Raw genomic sequence first — 25,238 nt, 5'->3', positions numbered from 1 at the left:
AGGGGTTTTCATGAAAATGAAAAAAGGCGCCTTGAAAGGGCTGGCAGTCGCACTCGGACTCAGTATGGTGATGGCAGGATGTTCAAACGCGGGAACACCGCAGGGAAATCAGCCTGCCGAGGGTAACACGGGTACGTCTGCACCAAATAGCGTTGGAGCACAAGTGGATCATAAAATTATCGGAATCGATCCTGGCGCTGGTCTGATGAAAGCAACGGAAAAAGCCATGAAAGACTACGATCTGAAAGATTGGGAACTGGTGGAGGGCTCCAGTGCAGCGATGACGGCAGCTCTGACACAAGCCTACAAAGACAAAAAGCCGATTATCGTGACTGGCTGGACACCTCACTGGATGTTCTCCAAGTTTGAGATGAAATACCTCGAAGACCCGAAAGGCACTTTCGGTAAGGATGAACAGATTCATACCATCGTGCGCAAAGGACTGAAGGAGGAGCACCCAAGCGCATATGCATTCCTTGACAAGTTTTCGTGGACACCTGCGGACATGGAAAAAGTGATGCTCGATATCGAGAGCGGCAAAAAGCCGGAAGAGGCAGCAGCCGAATGGGTGAAAAACAATGAAGCTACCGTCAACAAGTGGGTAGAAGGCATTCAGCCTGCTGAAGGCAAAAAATTGACGCTCGCCTACGTCGCGTGGGATTCTGAGATCGCCAGCACGAATGTGGTGAAGACTGTATTAGAGCAAAAGCTGAAATATAAAGTAGAGCTGAGCCAAGTAGAAGCTGGCCCAATGTGGGTCGGTGTATCGAACGGCGATGTGGATGGGATGGTAGCAGCGTGGCTGCCAACCACGCACGCAGACTACATGGAAAAGCTGGGGAAAGACGTGGAGGACCTCGGTCCGAACCTGCAAGGAACCAAGCTCGGATTGGCCGTTCCAGCTTACATGGAGATCAACTCCATTGAAGATTTGAAGAAGTAACAGACTTAATACAGAAGGCACCGCTCACGATGGGGCGGTGCCTTTTTCGTTGTGTTATGGGAGTGGATTGCTTTCCATGACAGCGGGCCAAGCGTGCTGTTTGTCCAGCGTTGCAGGCTCCGGTGCAAATACCCGCAAAACGAGATTGAACTCGCCTTCAGGGAGCGGGAGCCAGTTGCCTTCCTTGCCTTTGGGCGGTTGCTGTTGCAAATACAGATCGAGGGAGCCATCCGGATTGTACGCAAGCGTTCCTGTATTGCTGCGAACGGATGCGCGATCGGCCGCTGTTTTGGCTAAAAACAGTTGGTTGTCATAGACATTGATCGACCAGAATGCAGACGTCTTGGGAAGCTGTTCCTTTGTAAAATGCAGCCTATAGCTTTTGACTCCTGTAAGAGGTTTTCCTGTTCCATCTGTCAATGCACGATAATAGGCTTCCTCGCTCGGCACATTGGCTCCAATACCGGAATAGGCGATAAAGGAACGGGCGAGAAACTGGTTTCCATATGTGCCGATGGGGGAAAAGGAGCCCCATCCATTACGGAAGGTGGCGTAGCCGGGAAAGCCATTTTGCACGATGGACGGAGCATCCTGTAGGGCACGCTGTAGACCCGCAAGTTTGGCTGGACCGAGCGTGGAAGGATCAAAGCCTTTTTGGACATCGATCCCGGCTTGTGTGAATTGATCGAGCAAGACGCGATCACATTCGGGCGGAGGATTGCTCTGGATCCATTTCGTCATGACGTGAAAAAAGGAAAGGGATGACAACACATCAGGGGGAAGCGCTTCGGGAATATGTGCCGTTTGCAATTTTGGGTGGACAGGGGCAATCGCGATTTGTTTTTCAAACGAGACAGCCTGCGGTAAATCAGCTTCACCCTTTACCTCGACACGGCCAATGAGCCAGACGGTATTCGTAGGGGCGTAGATCACAGGTATATGGGCAGGGGTAGGCCCTTTCCATTGTGGGCTTGCAATGATATATTGTCCGGCCTGCTGTTTGGTAGAACGATTGGAGACATTGCGAAACGTATTCGTGTAGGCATCCAGCATTTGCACGGTATAGTAGCGGTTTTGCGGATTGGCGGGGACAGTCAATCGGACGGGCGTCTCTGACAAATCCAGCCATGCGCTCATATACAATGTATCGGAGTTTGGCGTCACGATATCCCGATAAGCTGGGGAAGCGAGTGTGTCCGCATAGTAAAACTGGTTAATCGGCGACCGATTTTTGACCATGGCTTCCATCGTTTTGGCGGACATCACTAATGGATAGCCGTAGATGTATGCTTGTATGCCGAGCGAGTAGGCGAGTCTCTCCTGCGATTGAAGAAATGACTTCGTTTGAAAGAGAGGTGATTGTTGGACGGATGGAGCGGTTGTGGTCTCTTTTGCAAATGACAGGCCAGACAGGTAAAGCGTCAGGCAAAGCAGGGAAACGATCAGTATCAGGCGCTTTTTCAATAATGGAAGCATAAAGCCCCTCCTCATTACCAGAAATGGGGTTCGCACTGGTAGTTTTCTTCATAGGAAAGGGGCTTTATGCAAGTTGGGCTGGAATATTTATTCTCAATGCGGCTCCACAGAAATTTCAGGCGCCCGCCACTCTGGGCAGGTCGCATACAATTTCGACGCTCCCTGTAGCAATTCCCTATCACGCCATCGCTTGCCCACACACTGTATACCAATAGGAAGACCTTGCTCATCAAAACCGATCGGCATCGTCACGACAGGGCTTCCGGTGACATTAAACAGACTCGTATAAAAAGTCGTAGCGGCCCAGTAGTTTTGCGGGTTCTCGTCTACGTACAGTGGTTTGGTGTAAAGAGGCTTGTAACCCCACACTCTCGATTTTGCCATATGGGGAAAAGCTGTCGTGCAGCTAACCGGACACAAGAACAAGTCACAGTCAGCTATGAATTGCTCAAAGCTGCGAATGAGCTGCTCCCGAATGGTTAAGACACGCATGTAGTTTTTGAACGTCAGTGGGATGAGCATAGTAGCGGAGGGAATTTGGCGATAAATCGGCATCGTCATGAGATGAGCCAAACCGCGAAGAATCGAAGGCGTCGTAGAGTTTAACTCCGCGTCGATCATTTTCCCCCATGTTTCCCAAGTCTTGCGTACATCCAAAGGTGGTGCCGTCACTTGTTCTACGCGCATGCCTTGTTGCTCTAACATTTTGACGAAGCGACGCAACTGATCGCGAATGGCTCGACTCGTTGGGTAGCCGGGCAGCTCTTCCATCCAGCGAATGTGCAGGGGCTGCTCCTTGAGGGGAGGGGGCAAGACTTGTGGTCCATGAGGCAAGCCAGCGTTGCCGTTTCCACCACTAATGATGGAAAACGCCACTTCCAGGTCTTCGATCGAACGGGCTACAGGGCCATAACAGGCCAGATGACGAGACGAGGCATAATCAGACATTCCTTCAAAGCCTGGCATGTGTCCTGCTGCCGGAACGGCTCCTTCTGTCGGCTTCAAGCTAAAGACGCCACAGAAATGAGCCGGAACACGCAACGAACCGCCAATGTCACTGCCAATATCCAAATAGGAAAGCCCGGCAGCAACTGCGGCTACCGATCCTCCGCTGCTACCGCCTGTTGTTCTCTCCAGATTCCATGGATTATTCGTCCGACCGTAAATATCATTGTCTGTTTGCATGTCCATCAGAAGAGGAGGGACATTCGTTTTGCCCAGGATGATGGCTCCTGCCTGCTTCAGTCTGCGGACGACTGCCGCGTCGTGTTGCGGAATATAGCCTTTGAGAGGTGTGAAGCCAGAAGTAGTGGCGAGTCCTGCTGTGGCAAAAGAATCTTTGATTGTGATGGGTACCCCGTGAAGAGGTCCGCGATAGATACCTTCCCCTATTTCTTTGTCTGTTTGTTTGGCGGCTTCGATCGCAGACTTTTCGTCAGAAGCGACGATAGCGTTCACTTTGCCATTGAGGAAGTCGATTCGTTTAAAGATATGTCGGGTAGCTTCCTCGGCGCTTATTTTACGCTCGCGAATCCAAGTGCCCATCTCCGTTGCTGTCAAATCGATCAGTTCTTTCATTCGATTCACTCCTTTTCACACGTACAGCGTACGACAGGAAAACGAGGAAAACTTGATCGAAAATGCGAACCGCTACCGACTATTCCCTGGTCAGAACGGGTATATAAATGAAGCAAAGCGAATCAGGATGGTCATATCCGAGAAAGTGGTGATCGTAGTATTCAAAATCGTAGCGGGCATAAAACTGGTCGGATGCGTGTGTCATCCAGCTCCCGTAAATGTATTGATACGTCAGCTTGATATTTTGCACCGGTCCTTTGTGAGGGAACACTAGATAACTAGATGCAGGCAGTGTGAGTGATTCCAGTCCGTCTGTGCCATCATGCTCCGGAGTTTGCATGGCAGCAAAATAAGAAAAGCTCAGCTCCAGTCCAAAAGCATCGGGGTAGCGTAAGACACCATAACGCTTTTGATTTGGCTGCACGCCGATGGTCTGCCCAAATTGGTTCCAGCAATGGACGATATCATGTAACGAACAAGTAGCTGGAGAGTAGCCTACGAGATGCAGTGCTTCGTGGGCAGGGACATAGATGGGCTCAATGGACTGCCGCTGAATATTTTCCAAATACGGTAACTCCATGCGCTCCAACATCATGTATCTCGGCATTTTTCCAGATCGACGAAGAGCAGAAGGAGGCAGACCAAAGCGTTTGGTAAAGGCACGAGTAAAGGCTTCGTGAGAATCAAAGCCGTATGTAAAGGCGACCTCCGTCACGCTCTTTTGTTCGAGCGACAGCGCTTTGGCAGCCTCGGTTAAGCGTCTCTTCGAAATGTACTGGCCGACAGTTTCTCCTGTCACGTGAAAAAACAAGCGTTGAAAATGGTACTTGGAATATCCGGCGGCTGATGCCACTTCATCGAGTGTGACTTTTTCTGTTATCTGCTTTTCGATAAAAGAGAGGGCACATGTTATTTGTTCTATATAGTTCATGACGTCACCTGAAAAAGGAAATAAGATCTTTTTTAGGATACCATATGCCCTGATCTGATTTTTTGTAAAAAAGCCAGAATGTCAAAGAATAGGGAGAGAATACAATGAAGTAGGACAACATTATTGGAGGTAGCCGTGGAGCAGCATCTGGATCTTTTTTTGATGAAATATGGATATGTCGGCATCTTTTTTTCGCTCACACTTGGTGTTGTGGGGCTCCCCATACCCGATGAGGTACTGATGACGTACGCTGGCTATGCGGTTTCCCGCGGTGTTTTGCACATGCCGTTAACGGTGCTGAGCGCCTTTTTGGGAGCGGCAGTAGGGATTTCGATCAGCTATGCGATCGCGTGGAAGTGGGGGCTGCCGTTGCTTATGAAGGTTGGACCGTACATGCATATTACGCCGAAAAAAATAGAGTCAACCCAAAAGCTGTTTGCCAAGTACGGTCCATACCTGTTGCTCATCGGCTATTTTTTGCCTGGCGTTCGTCATGTTACCGCCTATTTGGCAGGAGTCTCCGCAATGGGTTTTCGACGATTCGCTATTTTTGCTTACGCTGGCGCATTTCTTTGGAGTGTCACTTTTTTACTGTTGGGACAGGCGCTTGAGAAAGAGTGGCTCAAAGTCGTCGTCTATATACGTCATTACGGCATCACATTTTTGCTAATCGGTTCGGCGATTGGAATGATGGTTTATATTTGGATGAGGTTCAGGAACAGTACCAGGACATAAGGAAGAAGAGTTAGTTCCGGATAATAGACATGCTATCGCGGACCAAGCTGACAAATTCCAGCTGTTCCTCACCGGTGGCTGTCGATTCGGCTAGCTTGAGTACGTCGGGAAGCGAGCTTCTTTCGGAAAAGGGGCTATCCCGCAATATTTCCGCGTACTCGGCAACGGAAGCCAGGAAAGTCAGCTCAGGTGACAGCGCGCTTTGCACTTGTACGGGCTCGGCAATTTCCTCTACTTTTTGGGAAACGATATTGTGATAGCGAATCCGTACCGTCCCTAGATCTGTTTTTGCTGGGGAAGCAAGCTTGACTTCGTAAAGGGCGGTCACGCTGTGCCCAGCACCGATTTCACCTGCGTCTGTCTTGTCGTTACGAAAATCCTTGTCGCGGACATCGCGGTTCTCATAGCCGATCAAGCGATACGAGTCTACCTTCTTAGGGTCGAATTCTACCTGGATTTTTACGTCACGAGCGATCGTTTGGAGGGTGCCCGTCAATGATTCCGTAAAAATGCGGCGCGCCTCGGAAAACGTATCAATGTAGGCGTAGTTGCCTTCTCCTTTATTCGCAAGCTGCTCCATCAGGACGTCATTATAGTTTCCCATGCCAAAGCCAAATGTGCTCAAGTAAATGTCTTTTCGCGCATAGTCCTCGATCGAACGCAAAATGCCCTCGGCTCCTGTTTCTCCTACGTTGGCCACACCGTCGGAGCAAAGAATTACCCTGTTTATAGCGCCGCGCTTGAGGGATTTAGCCGCCATTTCATAGCCGAGCATGAGCCCTTCTTCCGCGTTGGTGGAGCCTTCGGGTTGGAGTTCAGCGATTGCAGATAATATCGCGTTTTTGTTTTCAGTAGAGGTAGGAGGCAAAAGAACCCGTCCTTCAGATCCATAGACGACGATTCCTACAGAATCTGTGGGTTGTAACTCATCCACGAGGACATTCAGACTTCTTTTTACCAGCTCCAATCGGCTTTCCCTATTCATCGAGCCAGATACGTCAATGACAAAGACGAGGTTTGCAGGCTTTCTGTCTTCGGCTGCAATTTCCTTTCCTTTGATGCCTACGCGAACCAATTGGTTGCCTTTCTGAAAAGGAGAGGGGCCGCCATCCACTTGAACGGCAAATGTTTGATTGGTGGGAGCCGGATAAGCTGCTGGAAAATAGTTGATGAATTCTTCCACCCGAACAGCCTCTGCTGGAGGAAGAGTACCGTCTTGAACAAAACTGCGCATGATCGTGTAGGAGCCGGTATCCACATCTGCGGCAAAGGTAGACAGGCGATCTTTTGCAGTAGAGACAAAAGTATTGGCGCCATAGTCTTTGAAGTACATATCGTTTGCAGGTGGGGCAGATGTCTTTTCCAGGACGTAATCAGCCAAGGCGCTTGAACTACTGCGTGGACTTGAGCTTAGGGTTTCTTTATTCTCGCTTTTCTGGGCAGGTGCTGGTTGCTGGCTCTCACCCGTACCGCTTGTCGCCAATTGACTATTCGAACTACACCCAATCAATGATGCGACCAATAGGGTGATGCCACTTACTTTCACGATTTTTCTCATCTTTAGATATTCCCCCTTTGCCTATGTGACGTGGTAAAAAAAGGAATGTTACATAAGGAGGAGAAGTAGGCTTGTCCGCAGCAAGAGCTTCACTCGCAACGACAGCCAGGATCGAGTCGTAGCTGCGGCTCCGAGTGGCGAAATGATTTATGTTTGGATTAGTCGGCAATCTTCACTAAAGTGAGGAAGCCAGTCACCGTCGTCGTTCCGTCTGCGAAGCTTTGCAAAAACTGGTCTGCGATACCTCCCGTACGGAATATGTCTACGATGTCACCTGCTACTAATCGGGTGAAAGAGGTAACCATGCCGAATGCATTTCCATCCCCTGCACTATCCGCACTGCTTGAAGTTCCGGCAGAAGCTGTAATATTAGCGCCATTCCTTCTGATAATGAAAGACACTTCACTCGCTTGTGCAGTAGTAACACGATAGCTGATGAGATAGATGCCGCTTGTAGGTACGGTCACTTGCCCGCCAGCGAGTAAAAAGCCGAGTGAATTGTCTGCATTCGACACATTCAGCGGGACGATCGTGTTTGGCGAGATATCGATAGCGGAGGATAGCCAGAAGTTGCCGAAAACACTGGAAACAGTTCCTGTCGCGCCTGTTACCCCCGTGGCCCCGGTCAAGCCGACTCCTGTTGCCCCCGTTATTCCTACCCCAGTCGCGCCAGTAGCCCCCGTAGCCCCTGTTGTTCCTGTTCCACCTCCATCTGCTCCGGTGGCTCCTGGTAGACCAGTGACTCCAGTGGCTCCCGTTGGTCCTGTGAGACTAGCGATAAACGATGCTGTTAATACGGAATTCAGCTTGTTGTACAGCAGAATCTCTTTCTTTGTTATCTCTCTGAGCGTATTTACTACACTAGCATTAACGTTCAGCAAATCACTAATGGTTGCAGGGGGACCTGTTAATCCTGGAAGCGTACCAAGGACATATTGAAACTTTTCCGCCTCTGCATTAATGATATGGCTTAACCCTAGCTCTTCCATTGCGATAGATGCCAGTAGCAAGTTTGCGACTTGGCTTTGTGTGATGGTAATGAGCGGGGTAATGTTGGGGATATTTGCTTGTGACAAATGAAACGTCCTCCTTCTTTCTTCACGTCCTTTCATCCTATTCCGATAAGCTGCATAAGGGGATTGGTCGGTTTCATTGTTTTTATTCAGGTACGGTTTACCATGTGATGCCTTTCTTTCTTGCTCCCTATTCAATCTTCTTGTAATATTAGGAAATATTTGTGGTGTGACGGTCGCTCTAGTCAATGGAAATCAATTACGAAAAGAGGTAGATTGCTGCAAAAATCAATCAAACAAGAGAGGTTATAAAATGAATCTAGGAATTCAAGTCACGCAAAATCAACTGATGGATGTGCTGCTAAACGTTGCGGTAGCTCGTCCCGTATTTATTTGGGGCGCACCGGGAATCGGCAAGTCGTCTCTCGTCGAGGCGTTTGCCGAGCAGGTGGGCCTGCCTTGCGTATCGTTATTGGGTAGTCAGCTGGCACCTGAGGATATTATTGGTGTCCCACAGATTGTAGATGGGAAAAGCAGATTTTGCCCACCTGCGCAAATTGCGCGAGAAGAACCGTACTGCTTGTTTCTTGACGAATTGAATGCATGCTCGCAAGAAGTGCAAAAGGCGTTTTACAGTCTGATTCATGAGCGGAGAATCGGGGATTATCATCTGCCAGAAGGGTCCATTGTGATTGGAGCAGGAAACAGAGCGCAGGATAGCGCGATTGTCAAACCGATGTCGTCTGCTCTGATCAACCGGATGTTCCATGTCCAATTGCTAGTCTCGTATGAACAATGGATGAAGTGGGCTTACAGCAACGGCATCCATTCCTACGTGCTGCAATTTTTAGAGGTGCGCCCGGACTATTTGTGGTCGCAGCCACCGAAGAGCGAGGAACCGTTTTCTACTCCGCGTTCCTGGCACATGCTATCTGATGCCCTGAATGAATTCGGTGAGAACTTGACGACAGAGATGGTGGGGGTACTGGCCTACGGTTGCTTGACGCCCCAGCATGCTGCTCAATTTCGGGCTTTTCACAAGAACATTCAAGGCAAATATCAGCTCAACCGTATTTTGGAGGGAGAAGCTTCTTTCCCGACGGCTCCAGAGGATCGGGACGTCCTGTATTTTCTGGCGGATTCTTTCCGTTCGCAGATCAAAAAAGAACTGCCAGCGGATAAAGCCTCTGTTGGGGAGCAGCATAAACGGTTTGCGCACCGAGCGAAAGCTCTCTTGAAGGAGCTCGCTTCCATTTCACTGGAAATGGCACAGATGATAGTGGCGCGGCACGAGGATGGCGACGGATTGCCAGACTGGTTCGTTGTGGAGGTCATTCGTGATTTACCGCGATTGGCCATGGACAGGAAGGGCAAATAGCCAATGGCCCGAGGAGTTAAAAACGACCCGTCGACGCAAAACTACGAGCAGGCCGTACATTTTTTAAGTCATCACCCGATGTTTGGTCCACTGTCCTCGCGAGCGCACTTTATTCGTTCCGAGCGAAGTATTTGTCCAGATAACGGTTGGGTAGTCGTGACCCGGGAAGGCAGCTTGTACGCGCATCCGAAGCGCAGAGGGGAAGTCGGGGAATGGATTTATGTTCTCGCACATGCACTGCTGCATTTGGGCTTCGGACATTTTGTGGAAAAAGGGCAGCCGATTTTGTGGAACATCGCATGCGATTGTTTTATTACGCGTTTTTTGAGAGACATGAAGCTGGGGAAGCCTCCTGCTGAAATGGCCTTTGAGCTGGATAAATCGGGAAAGAGCGAAGAAGAGCTGTATGACTGGTTCGTGGAGCATGGGGTGCCGGAGCATTTGAAGCTGTTTGGAACGGGCGGGGAAAAACAGGCAGATATGCTTTTCTCAGATAAATACGTCCGGTATACCTACAATCGAGATGTGAAGTGGGAGCGGCTCTTGGGGATCGGGCTGGCGCAAGCGGTGCAAAGTGCTGTCAGCGTAGCGGGCGGTTATTCCGATGCTCTTGGGAATGAAGAGAACCAGCTGTCTGAGGCACAAAAGGCCAAACGTTGGTTCATCAATCATTATCCATTGCTGGCTTCCTTAGCGAGTCATTTCACGATTATCGAGGATTCACAGATCTGCCAACGGCTGCAAATCTCGGTGGCAGCTATTGATGTCACATCCAACGAGATCTTCATCAATCCTGCGGCGGGCTTGGATGAAGAGGAATGCAAATTCGTGATGGCACACGAGCTATTACACGCAGGGCTTCGCCACCATGAGCGATGCCAAGGACGCGACCCGTATTACTGGAATGTCAGCTGCGATTACGTGATTAATCAATGGCTGATGGAACTCGGTGTGGGACGTTTTCCGCAAATTGGCGGACTGTACGACCCAGACTTGAAGGGACTCTCGGCAGAGGCGATTTACGATCGAATCGTGACGGACATGCGTACGTATCGCAAGCTTTACACCTTACGAGGAATTGGCATGGGCGATATTCTGGATGGCGACGATCCGCGTTTTTGGGAAAAGGGTCCGGGAACGACGCTGGATGACTTTTATCGCAATGCGATGTCGCAAGGCTTGATCTACCATCAGGAGAAAGGACGAGGGCTTTTGCCTGCGGGTTTGGTAGAAGAGATTCGCGCCTTGGGGCAACCGCCTATTCCGTGGGATGTTCAGCTTGCCCGTTGGTTTGACGAGCATTTTCCTCCGTTGGAAAAGAGTCGCACGTATGCAAGGGCAAGCCGCAGACAGTCCTCTACACCTGACATTGCCCGTCCTGCCTGGAGCTTTCGGGAAACGGATCAGCTGGCACGCACGTTTGGTGTCGTGATTGATACATCCGGCTCGATGGATACCAAGCTGCTCGGCAAAGCATTGGGGGCAATCGCGAGCTACAGTGAAGCACGAGATGTTCCGTATGCACGCGTGGTCTTTTGCGATGCGCAGGCGCATGATGCGGGCTACCTTTCTCCCGAGGACATTGCAGGTCGTGTCAAAGTCAAAGGACGCGGGGGAACGATCCTACAGCCGGGCATTGACATGCTGGAAAAAGCAACCGATTTTCCAAAGGACGGACCGATTTTGATCATTACCGATGGGGAATGTGATCGGATCAAAGTAACTCGTAGTCATGCCATCATGCTGCCGAAGGGGAGTAACCTGCCGTTCGTGGCGAGAGGACCGGTATTTCGAATGGAATAGCAGGGTTTAGGCTCCGTATCGATGATGCGGGGCCTTCTTTATGATCTTTTTACAATGAAAGGGTGGGAAAAGCGATAAAATAGCTTGTATGATGAAGCGGAAATCGGAGAGGTGTACAGCTAAGTGAAAAATAATCTCCTAGAAGAAACCGGGCACAAAAAAAGTAGATGGGAAGCTGTGCTTGAAGTTTTGCTCGTTTCGACCAAGCTGGGATTGACTTCATTCGGCGGTCCCATCGCGCATCTCGGTTATTTTCACAACGAATACATTTGCCGAAGAAAATGGATGGATGAGCAAAGCTACGCGGATTTGGTCGCGCTTTGTCAGTTTCTCCCTGGTCCCGCAAGCAGCCAGGTAGGGATCGGAATCGGAATCATGCGAGCCGGATTGTGGGGAGGGGTTGCTGCATGGATCGGCTTCACTCTGCCTTCGGTATTGGCGCTCCTGATCTTTGCGTTCACTTTACAAGGTGTGGACAGTGGCGGTGCTTCTTGGATTCACGGTCTAAAATTAGTAGCTGTCGCGATTGTTGCTCATGCCGTATGGGGGATGGGACAAAAGCTTGCCCCGGATCGAACACGGGTGACGATTGTGATCATCGCTGCTACCATCACACTGCTGTGGCATTCTTCATGGAGTCAGGTCACAGTCATGATTCTAGCAGGAATAGCAGGGGTGCTTATCTTCCGGCAGCAAAAAGTTTCGGATCTTCATGAATTTCGTGTGCCAATCAGTCGTGCACTAGGCATTGCGTGCTGGATCGTTTTCTTTGGACTTTTGTTGGTGCTACCTATCCTACGAGAGAGCACAGGCTTTTCCTTGCTCGCGTTGTTTGAGAGCTTTTTCCGTGCGGGCTCACTTGTTTTTGGTGGAGGTCACGTTGTATTGCCTTTGCTGGAAAGGGAGGTAATTCCGACAGGCTGGATAACGCAAGAAGCTTTTCTTACCGGCTACGGGGCTACACAAGCAGTACCGGGGCCATTGTTTACGTTTGCCGCTTATTTGGGAGCCATGATTGCAGGAGGAGTCGGTGCAGTAGTGGCTACGATTGCGATTTTTCTACCGGCCTTTTTATTCGTTATCGGCGCATTGCCGTTTTGGAATGCCTTGAGGAGAAATTCGAAAATCCAGGGAATGCTGGTAGGTGTGAATGCTGCAGTCGTCGGGATTTTACTGGCAGCCCTGTACGATCCGATTTGGACGAGTACCATTCTTGCTCCGCTGGATTTTGCGGTAGCGGCTATTTTGTTTATCATGCTGGAGCACTGGAAGCTGCCGCCATGGCTGGTTGTGGTTACCGGGGCTTTGTACGGTCTGTTGCTGTCTTAGACTGCTGTCTTTTTCGATAGGTAGTCATTATCATCCTAAGTTTTAAAAGGTCTCAAATGAACGAATAAAGCTGGTGAGAAGAAAAAGCACAGAGTCGAAGAGACCTGTGCTTTTTCTTCTCCTCCACTATGTTGACCCAAACCAAAATGCCCTTCATAGCTCTGTCTTATCGCATAAGAAGGTTTGCCAAGTATGTTTGTAGCGCTTATAATACTGAATGAAAGTTCAGTATTGCTGGATGGGAAGTTGGTGAAGGAGCATTGAATAAAAAGAAGCAGCAAACGGAGCTGACAAAGAAGAAGATAGCGGATGCATCCAGAATTTTATTTATGCAAAAAGGCTACAAGGCCACATCAATAGAAGATATTGTGAAAGCTACTGGATACAGCGGTGGTAACATTTATTATCATTTCAAGAGCAAGGAAGGGCTGTTTTTACATCTGATTGAAGTTTGGAACAGCGAATGGGAAGAGAAATGGCTGGTAAAGGAACAGCTCTACACGACCTCGATCGATAAATTGTATGGAATAGCTGAACATTTTGCGACCGATTTTATGAACCATCCGTTGACCAAGGCTGCTGATGAATTTTTTGACATATCGGAGAAGCCTTCGGATGTGGAGGATCGTATCAACGAAATGATCCAAGGCTATATTGACTTTAATCAACAGTTGCTCCAAAAGGGGATCGATAACGGCGAATTTGAAATGACGAATGTAACCGGAGTCGCCATTATCCTGGACAGCCTGATGTTTGGTTTAAATCAACACTCGCGACGAATGGAACGAGAGGAAGCGCTGGCGACTTTTCGGTTAGCGATGGATGTGTTTTTATTTGGCATTGTCAAACCGTCCCGCTAGCTTTTTTTACGCGATTATCTAGAATAGATATTCAGTGTTTTGGTGATGGATTGGAGGAATAGTAAATGGCTTTATTATTAAAAAATCAGGGAGCCCTCCTGATTCTGATGTTCAATATTTTCCTTGTCTTTACGGGGATCGGGCTTGTTATACCGATTATGCCAAAGTACATGGAGAGTTTGGGAATTACCGGGGGAACTATCGGCTTGTTAGTGGCAGCTTTTTCGCTGACGCAGCTACTTTTTTCCCCAATTGCCGGGCGATGGGCCGATTCATTCGGAAGAAAAAAGATCATTGTAATCGGCCTGGTCGTATTTGCTATCTCAGAAGGGCTGTTCGGAATAGCGAATTCTCCAGTCCTGCTGTTTGTTTCTAGGTTGTTAGGCGGCATCAGTGCCGCTCTGATTATGCCGGCCGTAATGGCTTACTCAGCAGATATTACAACGAATGAAGAACGAGCGGCCGGGATGGGGTATATTACGGCAGCCATTACGACTGGTTTTATTATCGGTCCAGGCATTGGAGGATACATTGCTGAATTTGGTATTCGTGCACCTTTTTATACCGCAGGAATTGCGGGACTGATTGCTGCATGTATCACGTTGTTAATCCTCAAGGAGTCGAAACCCACGGAAGATTCATTATCTGACTCTCATTCTAGTGAAAAACAACGAAGCAGTCTTCTTTCCCAGTTAATGTACTCCTATCGAGAGCCTTATTTTTTCAGTTTGATCATTGTGTTTGTCATGTCTTTCGGACTGGCTAATTTTGAAACGGTATTTTCCTTGTTTGTCGACCACAAGTTTGGATTTGAGCCGAAAGATATCGCCTTTATCATTACATTCGGGTCAATCGCAGGTGCAGTGGTCCAGCTTACTGCTTTTAGCTGGATCATGAATCGCTTTGGCGAGAAAAGGGTCATTTCAGTCTGTCTGCTCTTTGCTGGTCTGTTTATTGTTCTGACGCTTTTTGTTCACGGATTTTGGATGATTTTTGCCGTTACCTTTATCGTATTTCTGGCAATCGATATTTTGCGACCGGCCATCAGTACCCAAATGTCGATGCTTGCAAAGGATCAACAAGGCTATGTTGCTGGTCTTAACTCGGCCTTTACCAGTCTTGGCAATATTGCAGGTCCTATCGTAGCTGGATTTTTATTCGATGTGGATATCAACTATCCGTATGCGCTAGCATGTATGGTTTTGCTTATCTGTTTCGTCTTATCGCTACGAGTTAAAAACCGCAACCTGAAGGATGCCAATGCGGCTTCCAGTCAAGTATCCATTCATGGATGATGAGGTAAATGGGGTACAATAATTAAATGAAACAGCGGCGAGTCTAAGACTTTATGTTCAGGTCTTAGTTCGCCGCTGTTCCATTATTCGGGTTCGCGTAAATAAATCTTTCATGATTACTTAATAGAGATAGAAACGGAAATTTACATCATTCATTTATAGTGGGAACGGTAGTACATACTGTAAGGAGTGAAGCAAATGATGAAGAAAAAAGTGATGGTAGCAACTGCCGCCCTTATGATGTGTGTAGCACCAGTCGCCTCTGCCGCCGGAAATCCGCACTGGTCAAAAACTTCTCCCAAAGAGTTCGATCTTCAAGCTCATCGCGGAGGACTCGGACTCACGGTAGAGTCCACGTTGGCGTCGTTCTCCCACGCCCTTGAATTAGGAGTGACCACGCTCGAGCTCGACGTGCAAATCACGGAGGACAAGCAGGCAGTGATTACGCATGACCGCAAGATTTCGGGTGCCAAGTGCCGGGATACAGGCCCACTTTTCGCTGGCGATCCTGAGTATCCGTACGTTGGCAAATACATAAAGGACCTGACCCTCGACCAAATACGCACGCTGGACTGTGGCACACAGACATTGCCGCAATACCCAGGGCAACGCCCAAGCCCAGGTGCCGAGATGCCGCTGTTGAGCGATGTATTTGACCTCGTTAAAGACTACAAGGCCAATCATGTGTGGATGAATATCGAGACAAAGGTAGAGGCGGGAGCGCCAGAACAAACCGCTCCGCGTGAAGATTTCGTACAGATCGTTGCTCGCGAAGTCCGGGATGCCGGGATGCTTGATCGGGTATCGATCCAAAGCTTTGACTGGGGGGCGCTCATGCGCATGAAAGAGGTTGAGCCGCGCTTGCCGATTGTGGCACTGACGAACGGTGCGCAATTCCTGCAACCAGGTCAACCAGGAGCTTCACCGTGGCTGGGCGGAATCGACATTGACGACTTTGGAGGAGACCTCGTGGCTGCGGCCCACTCGTTCGGTGCAGACGCGATCTCCCCTGTGCATGGCTCTCCACAGAACGGCAAAGTCACCGACGAGAATTATGTGCCCTATGTCACGAAGAAAATGGTAGAGGACGCGCACAAGGTCGGGATGAAGGTGATTCCGTGGACGGTCAATGACGCACCTACGATGAACAAGCTGATCAACGATGGCGTAGACGGGATCATTACAGATTACCCGGACCGTCTGCGTGAGGTCATGGAGCAGCGTGGTCTGAAGCAACCGAAGAGCTACAAGACTCCCAAAAAAGAGAAGTAAAAAGAAGACCAGTCCATTCGGGCTGGTCTTTTCTCGTATTCACGGAACATAGCCATATCCAGGATATTTGACAACGGGCCATTTATCCTTGCGCAAAGCATCTAATAGTTCAGGACCTACACACAAGTTGGAAGCGACGAGTTCATGTGGGGTGAGCGCCATCCATTGATTCAGCGACACATCGACAAAGCGGTCGCTCTTGAACATTTCCAAAAACCACACTGTTTCCGTCCCGGTATTTTGGATATAATGCCCAGTCGCAAAAGGAACGTAACCGACATCACCTGCTTGGTAGTCAAACGTTCGAGCGTTTCCGTTTCCGATAAAAACCGTCATCCGCGCTTGGCCTGAAATGTAATATTGCCACTCGTCGTTATTGGGATGCCAATGCAACTCTCTCATGGCCCCGGGACGTACTTCTACGAGTGCTGCCGCGATTGTCTTGGAGATTGGGAAGTTGCGGGAATCGACGATGCGCACACTACCACCAGGTGTAATGAGGGGGCGTTGGGCGAGTAAACGGTGGGAAAAAGGGAGGGGGACGGTTCCGTATGGAGATTCCACTTGATCTGCTTCGATGGAACCCGGAACCTCGCTCTGATAAATGTACACTTGCTTGTCAGGAATGTCGGCAAAGGCTGATTCTGGTACACCGAAATTTGCGGATAGCACATCGGTTGGCGTATGCGCAAACCAATCGGAGATCGATAGCGTATTCAGATCGGAAAAATGCCCATCGTCGAAAACGAGCAAAAACTCGCAGCCTTCCTCAAGCCCCTGAATCGAGTGGGGGATGCCGGGAGGGAAATACCAGAGATCGCCTTTGCCGATATCTGCGATAAAATTCCGTCCACGTTGGTCAACAGATGTAATTCGTGCACGGCCGAGCAGCATGTAGGCCCACTCCGCCTGCTGATGCCAGTGCAGCTCGCGCACACCGCCTGGCGTCAGGCTCATGTTTACACCCGCAAGTGTAGTGGCGATTGGCAACTCGCGTATGGTAACTTCACGGGACCAGCCGCCATGATTTAATGTCATCGAGGCATCTGAGAAGGAAAATTTCAGATTGGGCAGCAAGCCCGCATCTGTGACGGGAGGAACTAGCATATTCGGATTTTGCCGATCACGCATGACATTCCGTGGACCGAGATCGACCCATCCAGTCCCGTTACTTCTCATCGGCTGGGGAATTTGATCCCCCTTGGCTGGCGGATTCATTCGGGCAACCTCCTTCATCCTTGGACAGGCATAGGTTTTGTCGTACTTCATCCACTAACCATGCCTATGCATCGGATTGCCCGTTATGCAAACAACGAAGCCGTTCTACCTTTTCTATGGGTGATTTTGTATAATTTTAGGAGTGATTGACAACTTGACAATTTTAGGATGTGTATAAAGATGAATAAGATTCCAAACGATCAATGGCTAGCAAAATATGAACATAAAAAACAGATGTTAGAGCCCCAAGTTGATTTACACACCTATTTCACATCAACGGAGATCAGTGGGAAACCAATTAACTTGCTTTCTTTGGGGGAAATCACGATTCCCACTGGAGACATCATCGTTCGTGATCCGCTTGTGTATCTGGAGAGAAATAGTGTTCCGTATTTTCGAAAAGTCCCTACAGGAACCTTTCCATTAACTGTTTGTGTGGTAACCGTTGAAGAAGACCACTACAGGTATGCAGCTGCTAAGGTGGAGTTCACAGATAAAGCTCCCCAAAAATTTACGGAAGCCCTCATTGGAGACGAGGATTTCGAAAATCTAGCAGAAGGCGAATATTTTGGGTTTAATGTGGACGCAGGCCTTGCTACTGTGGTAGATGTCAAAACAAGAGATGCTTATCTGGATTTTTATGATAGCTGGAAAAAAGACAATCCAGACGGCAATATTTATGACGATTATTTCGCTGGTGTTTTTGCACAAAGTTACAAAGACCATCCAAAATACCAAAGAAGCGCTGGAGATTATATAAACTGGACGATACCAGGCACAGATTTATCCGTTCCGATGATTCAGACGGGATTTGGAGACGGAGCCTATCCAGTCTATTTTGGGTTGGATGAACATGATCAGATATGCCAGCTGGTTATTCAATTTATTTACATCGAACTCGCATTTGGTGAGGATGACAGCGAAGACGAAAGCTAGCCTCTCACCAATCATTTTTAGAAGCAGTATCTCGCTTATCTTTTTTGGGAAATAGAAAATAGCTGGCTGTAATCAACAGATCAATCCCCAGAACAACGGTCCATAGCCGGAGAATATGCCATAAAGAAGCAGTTCGTTCCGCATCATCGATAAAGTAAATGGTCCCCGCTAAGAGAGCCGCCCCAATTACATAGGAGAAGAGATGTCTAAACCAGCTGTTGGCGTAATGCTTGGCATACTCCATGCCGTATAACTTGGGCTTCGCCGTACCTTGCTTGGTGACGTACTGCTGAAATTTTTCATCCGCCCATTGAATCATGCTTTTCCCAAACGCAAGCGATACCCCGATATAAACGGCAGCCAGCGCATGAGGAATCGTAGCGGTAGCCCCACGATACAAATCCACGCTCGTAACGACGAGCAAAACTACATCAACAACAGGCGTCAGGGCGAGAAGAAAGAGCCCGGCCTTTTTTTGTTTGAGCACGTACCTTGTGAAAAGGCCAAGTACAATGACCACCCAAAATGCGATTTCGCATGCGACAATCATCCATGCAACAAAATTCACTAGAATAGGTCCCCTTTTCGGAAATTTTTATAATACAACTGTGCTAATAAAATGAAGTTTATCACCAAACTTTAAATAATACAATTGTATTATCAAAGTTGCTTGTCCCTTGCAAATCTTGTTAAAATACAACTATGCCGAAAATCATCGATCATGAGAAAAGAAGAGAACAAATAGCAGAAGCAACGTGGCGTGTCATTGTTGAGCAAGGAATGGAGGGAGCGACGGTAAGGGGCATAGCAAAAGAAGCAGGACTTTCATTAGGTGCTCTGCGACATTACTTTGCAACACAAGATGAACTGTTGATGTATGCCATGCAGCTCGTAAAAGAGAGGGCGACAGCTCGAATTGCTGAAATCTCCGCCAATGAAAAATGGGCGCCAAAAGAGAGAATCACCAAAATCTTTCTGGAGCTACTCCCTACGAATCAAGAAAAGATGGTCGAAATGGAAGTGTGGTTTGCTTTTACCGTGTACTTCCGACACAAGAAAGAAGGCTTTGATGCACAGCACGACGGGATCTATGCCGCCGTCCGCAAGCTGTTGGACTCTGCTGATCAACTAAATCTATTACGCAAAGAGCTGGACAAAGAGATGGAAGCAGAAAAGCTCTATGCCGTCATCGATGGTCTGGCGCTGCATGCCTATCTTGAACCGCAGCGTGTCAATGGGGAATGGATTACGAAAGTGCTAGAGCATCATCTTGCATCCTTGTTTCATTAACTGACTTTTACACTTCTTTTACGAAAAAGATGGTCCATTCTTCAAACAAGATAAGAAACACATACAAATACGCTCATAAAGAAAAGCAATCGGATCAAGGAAAGGTTGATCTGATTGCTTTTTTTCGTCATGTGCGTTGGTTTACAAAGAACACAATGGGCTTTGATACGCAGTTAACAATGCTGGATTACGATGAATGTACAAATATTTTTGAACAAAAATTTGATTGTTGGTGTGAATATGAAAAAAATAACAATTGTCCAATAAAGATTGAATGATGAAGGGGTTTTCAATATGTCGAGTATTATGCTGAAGTCATTGTCCAAGCAATATACCAACGATAAAAACACCCTGGACGATATCAGTCTGGAAATCAAAGACAAAGAGTTCCTGGTGTTATTGGGACCGTCCGGATGTGGAAAATCTACGCTACTCAGAATGATTGCCGGGATTGAAGAGATCACCCAAGGCGATGTGTACATTGGCGATGTTTGTGTCAATGAAGTGGAGCCAAAGGATCGGGGAGTTGCGATGGTGTTTCAAAACTATGCCCTTTATCCTCATATGACCGTATACGAAAACATGGCATACGGACTGAAAATAAAAAAGATCAAAAAAGCAGAGCGAGAGAAGCGCATCAAGGAAGCAGCGGATATTTTGCAAATTGATCATTTGTTAAAACGGTTCCCCAGCCAATTGTCTGGTGGGCAAAAACAGAGGGTCGCCATCGGGCGGGCCATCGTGAAGGAGCCAAAAGTCTTTTTGATGGACGAGCCGTTGTCCAATCTGGATGCCAAGCTGCGAAATGAAATGAGAATGGAGATCAAAAAACTGCATGAGCGCTTGGATTCGACGTTCATTTACGTGACACATGATCAGGTGGAGGCGGTTACCTTAGGGGATCGAATCGCGATTATGGCGGAAGGCAAGTTCCGACAAATCGGAACGCCGATGGAAATCATCGATTGCCCAGTGGATATGTTCGTTGCCAATTTCATCAGCTCACCCCCCATCAATTATATGGAAGCGAGTTTGATTCAGCGAGATGGCCGGGTCTATGTGGAGGTAGACGGGGTGCTGCTGGAAACCAATCTTCCGCTCAACGTGATGGAAGAAGCTCCTGAGATTGTCGCGGGAGTCAGACCAGAGCATTGCTTTCTCACCGAAAACAGTGACGATGCACTCGCCATGGAGGTACTGCTCACGGAAATTATCGGAACGGATGTGTTGGTCCATCTGACGTATAAAGGGAGCAATTTCATCGTGAAAAAAAGCTTTACCCAGACGTATGCAAAAGGGCAAAAGGTGAACGTAGGGATTAGTGCTGACCATGTCCATGTATTTGACAAGCGTACGCAAAAGAATCTGAGGTGCCGCCGATGAATGTACTCATCTCGTTAGACGGCATCAGCTATCAAAGCTTTGAACCTTACGCGCAGCAGTGGATAGAAAATGGTTACTCCTTCTGCCAAAAACTGATCACGACCTTTCCTTCGGTCACATTTACCGCGCATGCGGCAGCGATGACTGGGAGCCACCCGGGTAAGCATGGTGTCTTTGATAATATCGTAGCTCGCCCGGAAACGATGGAAAGAGTGGCGTTGTATGGCGACCACGAGATTCTTTGCAATGAAGCACTTCATAAGCAGACGATTTTTCATTCGTTGGCGAGACAGGCAGGGACGAGCTGCTGCATTCATTGGCCCATGACGTCCGGAAATCCGTATATTCACCATTTGATTACGGAATCGGGCAGCAAAAAAAAGCTGAAGTCAAAGGTTTCCGTAGAGGAAATCGATCATGTCGCACTGCGTGAAACGATGCGGGCGATCAAAACGGAAGCCTATGATTTTATCGCGGCAAGGTTTGTCGGTTATGATGCGCTGTCGCACCAATATGGGAAAGACTCGGCTGAGGCAATGCGGTGTCTTAAGGAGCTGCTTACGTATCTCGATCAAATCGAGCAAACGTTGAAAAAGACACAAAAACCATTCAACCTGATCATTTTCTCGGATCATGGTCAAAGTGATATTCACTCGTTTTTTTATCCGAATGAGATTTTGGCCAAAAGCCAGTGGAAGCAGCATTTTCGAAACAAACAAATCAAATTCGTCGGGGACGGCAGCGGGGCGTTGTTGTTTTATAGCTCGTTAGATTATCAGCAAAACAAAGAAATCATGGCGTTTTTTGAACAGATGCCAGAAGTGCATCGCTTTTATGAGCTGACAGGGGACACTCCCTCAGCATGCAGTCCATTCGGCATCCTCGATTTGAAGCATACGGTATGCGGCGAAGATATCGCGTTTCCCGAACAACCGAAATACAAGGAGATGAAAAGCCTGCACGGGTATCATCCCGCCAATGTCGATGAAATGAATGGTTTTCTCTTGTGCTTAGGGGATGCATTTACGAAAAGCAAAGTAATTGAAGAAACAAACATCGAAAACATTGCACCCACACTGGCGCAGTTGTTCCGAATTGCTCATCCATGTGACGGGCAACCGATCAAAGACATCTTCAAGGAGTACGAGTAAATGGGCAGACCAATCAGCAAAACGATCAAGGATAACGCATGGTCGCTTGGGTTACTTTTGCCGACACTGATTCCGTTAGTTATTTTTTGGATCTACCCCATGATCAAAACGTTCCAAATCAGTTTTACCGACTGGAATTATATTTCACCTGACTACAACTACGTAGGGCTGGAAAACTACCAAAACTTGATGAGCGATGCTTTCTTCGGGAAGGTGCTGCTGAATACCTTGGTGTTTACCTTTTTTACAGTCGTTCCGCCGATTCTTTTCGGGCTGTTCGTGGCAATCCGGTTAAACAAAATACAGAAGCTTCGCCATTTCTTTGTGGCGAGTGCCTTTTCATCGTGGATCACGCCGACTGTGGTCGTGTCCATGGTATGGGTCAGCATATTCGATACCGATTCGGGGATTGTCAATTATGTCCTGAAAGGTTTCGGTATGGAGCCAGTAAAGTGGCTGGGTGGACAAACGACAGCGATGATTGTCGTCATTATCGTCACCATCTGGCAGTACATGGGGCTGGGGATCTTGCTACTTTCCTCTGCTCTCGCGAAATTGGACCCGGAAGTGGAGAAAGCGAATGATTTGGATGGAGGGAGAGGATTACGAAAATTATTCAGAATCACCTTGCCTGCGATCTCACCAATTCTTGTTTTTCTGTTCGTCTTTTTTACGCTGAATTCTCTCAAAGCCTATGATCAGATTTATATTTTGACGCAGGGTGGACCTTCAGGAGCGACTTCGACCATCTTGTACTACTTCTACGTACTCGCTTTTGAATTTTTTGAAACCGGACCAGCTTCAGCGTTGGCGTTGATTTTCTTAGGTATGTGTCTCTTGATTAGCGCATTGAATTTCTTCTTGTCCAAACTACTGTTTACCAAATGAGGTGGGAGCTGTGTCCTTGGCAAAATTAAAAACAGGCATAAATTATGCAATGTTAATTTTGTTAAGCGTACTGATGGTGTTTCCGTTTCTCTGGATGTTCTTGATTTCGATCAAGCCTAAAAGCGAGGTGTACAGCGGGAGCCTGCTGCCTTCCACCTTTCATTTTGAGAATTACATCCGTGTATTCACGGAAACGAAGATGCTGCTTTATTTGTGGAACAGCATTTCTGTCAGCCTGATCATCATCGTTTTTCAAATTTTCACCGCGATTTTTGCGGCTTATGTTTTCGCGACGGCGCAGAAAAGATGGGTTCGTTACTGCTTCGTGCTTATTTTAGCAACGTACATGCTTCCATCTGCGGTAACGTACATTCCATCCTTTATTTTGCTGTCAAAAGCGAATTTGCTGGATACGCACATTGGTTATGTTCTCAGCGAGCTCATTAGTATCTTCGCTATTTTTTTTCTGAGGCAATCGTTCGCCCAGGTGCCAAAGGATGTGGTGCATGCAGCCAAGCTGGATGGGGCGGGGCATCTACGACTCATTTTCACGGTGTATATCCCGTATTGCAAAAATGCGATTGCTTCGCTTGTGTTGATCACATTTATTTACAGCTACAACAACTATATGTGGCCTTCGCTCTTGATCAAGTCGGAGGAAAACATGTTTGTCACGATTGGTTTGCGGAGGCTGTTCATGAGTCAGGCGGGCTACGGGATGGACTTCCCACTGGCGATGGCAGCGTGTGCGATTTCACTGGCACCTATGCTGATCCTGCTCGCAATCGCAAGCAAAAGAATCATTCATTCCATGGCTAATCTGTATGTCAACAAATAGACCAAAACCGCTATTTATTGGGAGGAGTCATTGTGAAAAATCAGAAGCGAAACACCAAGAGCGTCATTCTTTCCATCCTGAGTTCTGCGCTTATTTTTACCGGAGCCGTCGGTTGTTCGAACAATGCCGCGTCTGACAGCAACGCAAATGCAGCGGCTGGCCCGAACGAGAAAATCAAGCTGGAGTTCTACTACGGACTCGGCGGCAAGCTCGGGGAAACGATGCAAAAAATCGTGCAGGACTTCAACAGCAGCAATGAAAAATACGAAGTCGTTCCGATTGTCCAAGGTGACTACAGCGAGACGTTGCAGGTACTCCAGGCCTCGCTGGCAGCAGGTAAGCCCCCAGCCTTGGCGATCAATGCGTATCCGGAATTTATGAAGCTGGCGAAAAGCGATGCATTGCTGCCATTAGATGAAAGGATCAATCAGCCGGAGTATAAAAAGGACGATGTTCTGCTGCTAGAGCAAGGGAAGTACAACGATGCGATGCTGGGTGTTCCTGCTTATGTCAGTACGCAAATGATGTACTACCGCAAAGATATTTTTGACAAATACAAGATTGACTACAATGCGCTCACGAGCTTCGAGCAATTGGCGGATGCAGCCAAGCTCATCAAAGAAAAAGAGGGAATTAACGGCTGGTCCATCATGTGGTACACGGAGCATATGATCGACTACGCTCGTTCAGCTGGCGGCGATATTGTGAGCGAAGACGGCAAGACTGTCACGATCGACTCGGAAGAATGGGTGTATGCGTGGGACAGCATTCGCAAATACATTCATGAGGACAAAATCATGGATACCGTCTATGGCGGCAATGGCTGGGAATGGTGGTACAAAACCATCGACAACGTGATGAACGGAAAATCCGCAGGCTACACAGGCTCTTCCGGTGACGGGGGCGATCTGGATTTCACCAAGGTAGCAACTGGCATGCAAAAAGGCTTCCATGGACAACCATCTAGACCAGTCGCCATTTCCGTCATGTTCAACCTGTTCAAAGCATCCTCAAAAGAACAGCAAGAGGGCGCGTGGGAATTCGTGAAGTACTTCTCGGAAGCAGAAAAAACAGCGTACTGGGCCGTAAACACAGGCTATATTCCTATTCGCGACAGCGCCGTGAATACAGAGATTTACCAGAATAAATTGAAAGAAAATCCGTACTTCTCGGTACCTTTGGAACAGGCGAAAACGAATGGAATAGCTCCTTTTGTAGACCCGACAGGCGGCAAAATTTATGCGGAAATTGAGTTGGCGAAGGACAAAGTGCTGATCGAAAACGTTCCTGCCGCAGAAGCGCTCAAAGTAGCGAAAGAAAAAGCACAGAAAGAACTCGACAAGGCATTGAATCAATAAAACAT

The 25,238-nt window shown here is 48.1% G+C and carries 22 protein-coding genes; 15 read left to right on the top strand and 7 right to left on the bottom strand.

The annotated features are described in order from the left end of the window. The first annotated feature begins 16 nt into the window (after positions 1-16). Complete coding sequence (locus HPY27_RS28930) at positions 17-943, top strand: glycine betaine ABC transporter substrate-binding protein (protein WP_173623926.1); 927 nt, start codon at positions 17-19, stop codon at positions 941-943. 54 nt (positions 944-997) lie between these two features. Here the strand turns inward: HPY27_RS28930 and HPY27_RS28925 are convergent, their stop codons facing one another. The 3 genes from HPY27_RS28925 to HPY27_RS28915 all read right to left on the bottom strand — a co-directional run bounded on the left by HPY27_RS28925 (position 998) and on the right by HPY27_RS28915 (position 4,928). Then, the gene (locus HPY27_RS28925; RefSeq protein ID WP_174226532.1) at positions 998-2,419 is read right to left on the bottom strand and encodes a DUF1254 domain-containing protein; all 1,422 of its coding nucleotides are present in this window, start codon (positions 2,417-2,419) and stop codon (positions 998-1,000) included. Positions 2,420-2,512: 93 nt separating this feature from the next. After that, the gene (locus HPY27_RS28920) at positions 2,513-3,997 is read right to left on the bottom strand and encodes an amidase (RefSeq protein WP_174226531.1); all 1,485 of its coding nucleotides are present in this window, start codon (positions 3,995-3,997) and stop codon (positions 2,513-2,515) included. A 79-nt stretch (positions 3,998-4,076) separates the two neighbouring features. Continuing rightward, complete coding sequence (locus tag HPY27_RS28915) at positions 4,077-4,928, bottom strand: helix-turn-helix domain-containing protein (RefSeq protein WP_174226530.1); 852 nt, start codon at positions 4,926-4,928, stop codon at positions 4,077-4,079. Positions 4,929-5,051: 123 nt separating this feature from the next. On the opposite strand from HPY27_RS28915, the gene HPY27_RS28910 reads away from it, so the two are divergent. Further along, complete coding sequence (locus HPY27_RS28910; RefSeq protein WP_017251868.1) at positions 5,052-5,663, top strand: DedA family protein; 612 nt, start codon at positions 5,052-5,054, stop codon at positions 5,661-5,663. Positions 5,664-5,673: 10 nt separating this feature from the next. On the opposite strand, the gene HPY27_RS28905 is transcribed toward HPY27_RS28910, so the two are convergent. Together HPY27_RS28905 and HPY27_RS28900 are read right to left on the bottom strand one after the other, a co-directional pair. Further along, on the bottom strand, positions 5,674-7,221 hold the full coding sequence (locus tag HPY27_RS28905; RefSeq protein ID WP_174226529.1) for a vWA domain-containing protein: 1,548 nt from the start codon (positions 7,219-7,221) through the stop codon (positions 5,674-5,676). Between the two features lie 158 nt (positions 7,222-7,379). After that, the gene (locus tag HPY27_RS28900; RefSeq protein ID WP_017251866.1) at positions 7,380-8,297 is read right to left on the bottom strand and encodes an alpha-helical endospore appendage domain-containing protein; all 918 of its coding nucleotides are present in this window, start codon (positions 8,295-8,297) and stop codon (positions 7,380-7,382) included. A 250-nt stretch (positions 8,298-8,547) separates the two neighbouring features. Between HPY27_RS28900 and HPY27_RS28895 the strand changes: the two genes are divergently transcribed. From HPY27_RS28895 to HPY27_RS28870, 6 genes are all read left to right on the top strand, one after another. Further along, positions 8,548-9,612, top strand: a complete 1,065-nt coding sequence (locus tag HPY27_RS28895; protein ID WP_017251865.1) for an AAA family ATPase — start codon at positions 8,548-8,550, stop codon at positions 9,610-9,612. A gap of 3 nt (positions 9,613-9,615) precedes the next feature. After that, positions 9,616-11,415, top strand: a complete 1,800-nt coding sequence (locus tag HPY27_RS28890) for a vWA domain-containing protein (RefSeq protein ID WP_017251864.1) — start codon at positions 9,616-9,618, stop codon at positions 11,413-11,415. 123 nt (positions 11,416-11,538) lie between these two features. Continuing rightward, a complete protein-coding gene (locus HPY27_RS28885) occupies positions 11,539-12,744 on the top strand; it encodes a chromate transporter (protein WP_174226528.1) in 1,206 nt (401 codons plus the stop codon). Positions 12,745-13,004: 260 nt separating this feature from the next. Further along, the gene (locus tag HPY27_RS28880) at positions 13,005-13,604 is read left to right on the top strand and encodes a TetR/AcrR family transcriptional regulator (RefSeq protein ID WP_174226527.1); all 600 of its coding nucleotides are present in this window, start codon (positions 13,005-13,007) and stop codon (positions 13,602-13,604) included. Positions 13,605-13,669: 65 nt separating this feature from the next. After that, positions 13,670-14,899, top strand: a complete 1,230-nt coding sequence (locus tag HPY27_RS28875; protein WP_017251862.1) for an MFS transporter — start codon at positions 13,670-13,672, stop codon at positions 14,897-14,899. Positions 14,900-15,097: 198 nt separating this feature from the next. Next, positions 15,098-16,171: a glycerophosphodiester phosphodiesterase gene (locus HPY27_RS28870; RefSeq protein WP_017251861.1), complete on the top strand. Its 1,074-nt coding sequence runs from the start codon at positions 15,098-15,100 to the stop codon at positions 16,169-16,171. Positions 16,172-16,210: 39 nt separating this feature from the next. Here the strand turns inward: HPY27_RS28870 and HPY27_RS28865 are convergent, their stop codons facing one another. Next, positions 16,211-17,389 (bottom strand): oxalate decarboxylase family bicupin, encoded by a 1,179-nt coding sequence (locus HPY27_RS28865; RefSeq protein ID WP_173623812.1) that lies wholly within the window; start codon positions 17,387-17,389, stop codon positions 16,211-16,213. Positions 17,390-17,569: 180 nt separating this feature from the next. Here HPY27_RS28865 and HPY27_RS28860 point away from each other — a divergent pair, with 180 nt between their 5' ends. Further along, positions 17,570-18,325, top strand: a complete 756-nt coding sequence (locus HPY27_RS28860) for a DUF4241 domain-containing protein (RefSeq protein ID WP_174226526.1) — start codon at positions 17,570-17,572, stop codon at positions 18,323-18,325. Between the two features lie 4 nt (positions 18,326-18,329). On the opposite strand, the gene HPY27_RS28855 is transcribed toward HPY27_RS28860, so the two are convergent. Beyond that, complete coding sequence (locus HPY27_RS28855) at positions 18,330-18,893, bottom strand: YEATS domain-containing protein (protein WP_017251858.1); 564 nt, start codon at positions 18,891-18,893, stop codon at positions 18,330-18,332. Between the two features lie 134 nt (positions 18,894-19,027). On the opposite strand from HPY27_RS28855, the gene HPY27_RS28850 reads away from it, so the two are divergent. The 6 genes from HPY27_RS28850 to HPY27_RS28825 all read left to right on the top strand — a co-directional run bounded on the left by HPY27_RS28850 (position 19,028) and on the right by HPY27_RS28825 (position 25,233). Beyond that, positions 19,028-19,615: a TetR/AcrR family transcriptional regulator gene (locus HPY27_RS28850; protein ID WP_017251857.1), complete on the top strand. Its 588-nt coding sequence runs from the start codon at positions 19,028-19,030 to the stop codon at positions 19,613-19,615. Positions 19,616-19,909: 294 nt separating this feature from the next. Next, positions 19,910-20,998, top strand: a complete 1,089-nt coding sequence (locus tag HPY27_RS28845; protein WP_173623810.1) for an ABC transporter ATP-binding protein — start codon at positions 19,910-19,912, stop codon at positions 20,996-20,998. Next, positions 20,995-22,149, top strand: a complete 1,155-nt coding sequence (locus HPY27_RS28840; RefSeq protein WP_174226525.1) for an alkaline phosphatase family protein — start codon at positions 20,995-20,997, stop codon at positions 22,147-22,149. The genes HPY27_RS28845 and HPY27_RS28840 overlap by 4 nt, the downstream gene beginning before the upstream one ends. After that, positions 22,150-23,037, top strand: coding sequence for a carbohydrate ABC transporter permease (locus tag HPY27_RS28835; RefSeq protein WP_174226524.1), 888 nt, complete (start codon positions 22,150-22,152; stop codon positions 23,035-23,037). 10 nt (positions 23,038-23,047) lie between these two features. After that, complete coding sequence (locus HPY27_RS28830; protein ID WP_069852899.1) at positions 23,048-23,875, top strand: carbohydrate ABC transporter permease; 828 nt, start codon at positions 23,048-23,050, stop codon at positions 23,873-23,875. Positions 23,876-23,907: 32 nt separating this feature from the next. Then, positions 23,908-25,233 carry an ABC transporter substrate-binding protein gene (locus HPY27_RS28825; protein WP_174226523.1) on the top strand — a complete coding sequence of 442 codons (1,326 nt, stop codon included), beginning with the start codon at positions 23,908-23,910 and terminating at the stop codon, positions 25,231-25,233. Positions 25,234-25,238 lie beyond the last annotated feature (5 nt).

The sequence above is a fragment of the Brevibacillus sp. HB1.1 genome, assembly GCF_013332445.1.
Lineage (GTDB): Bacteria > Bacillota > Bacilli > Brevibacillales > Brevibacillaceae > Brevibacillus > Brevibacillus porteri.
This window is presented reverse-complemented; position numbering and strand designations above follow the sequence as displayed.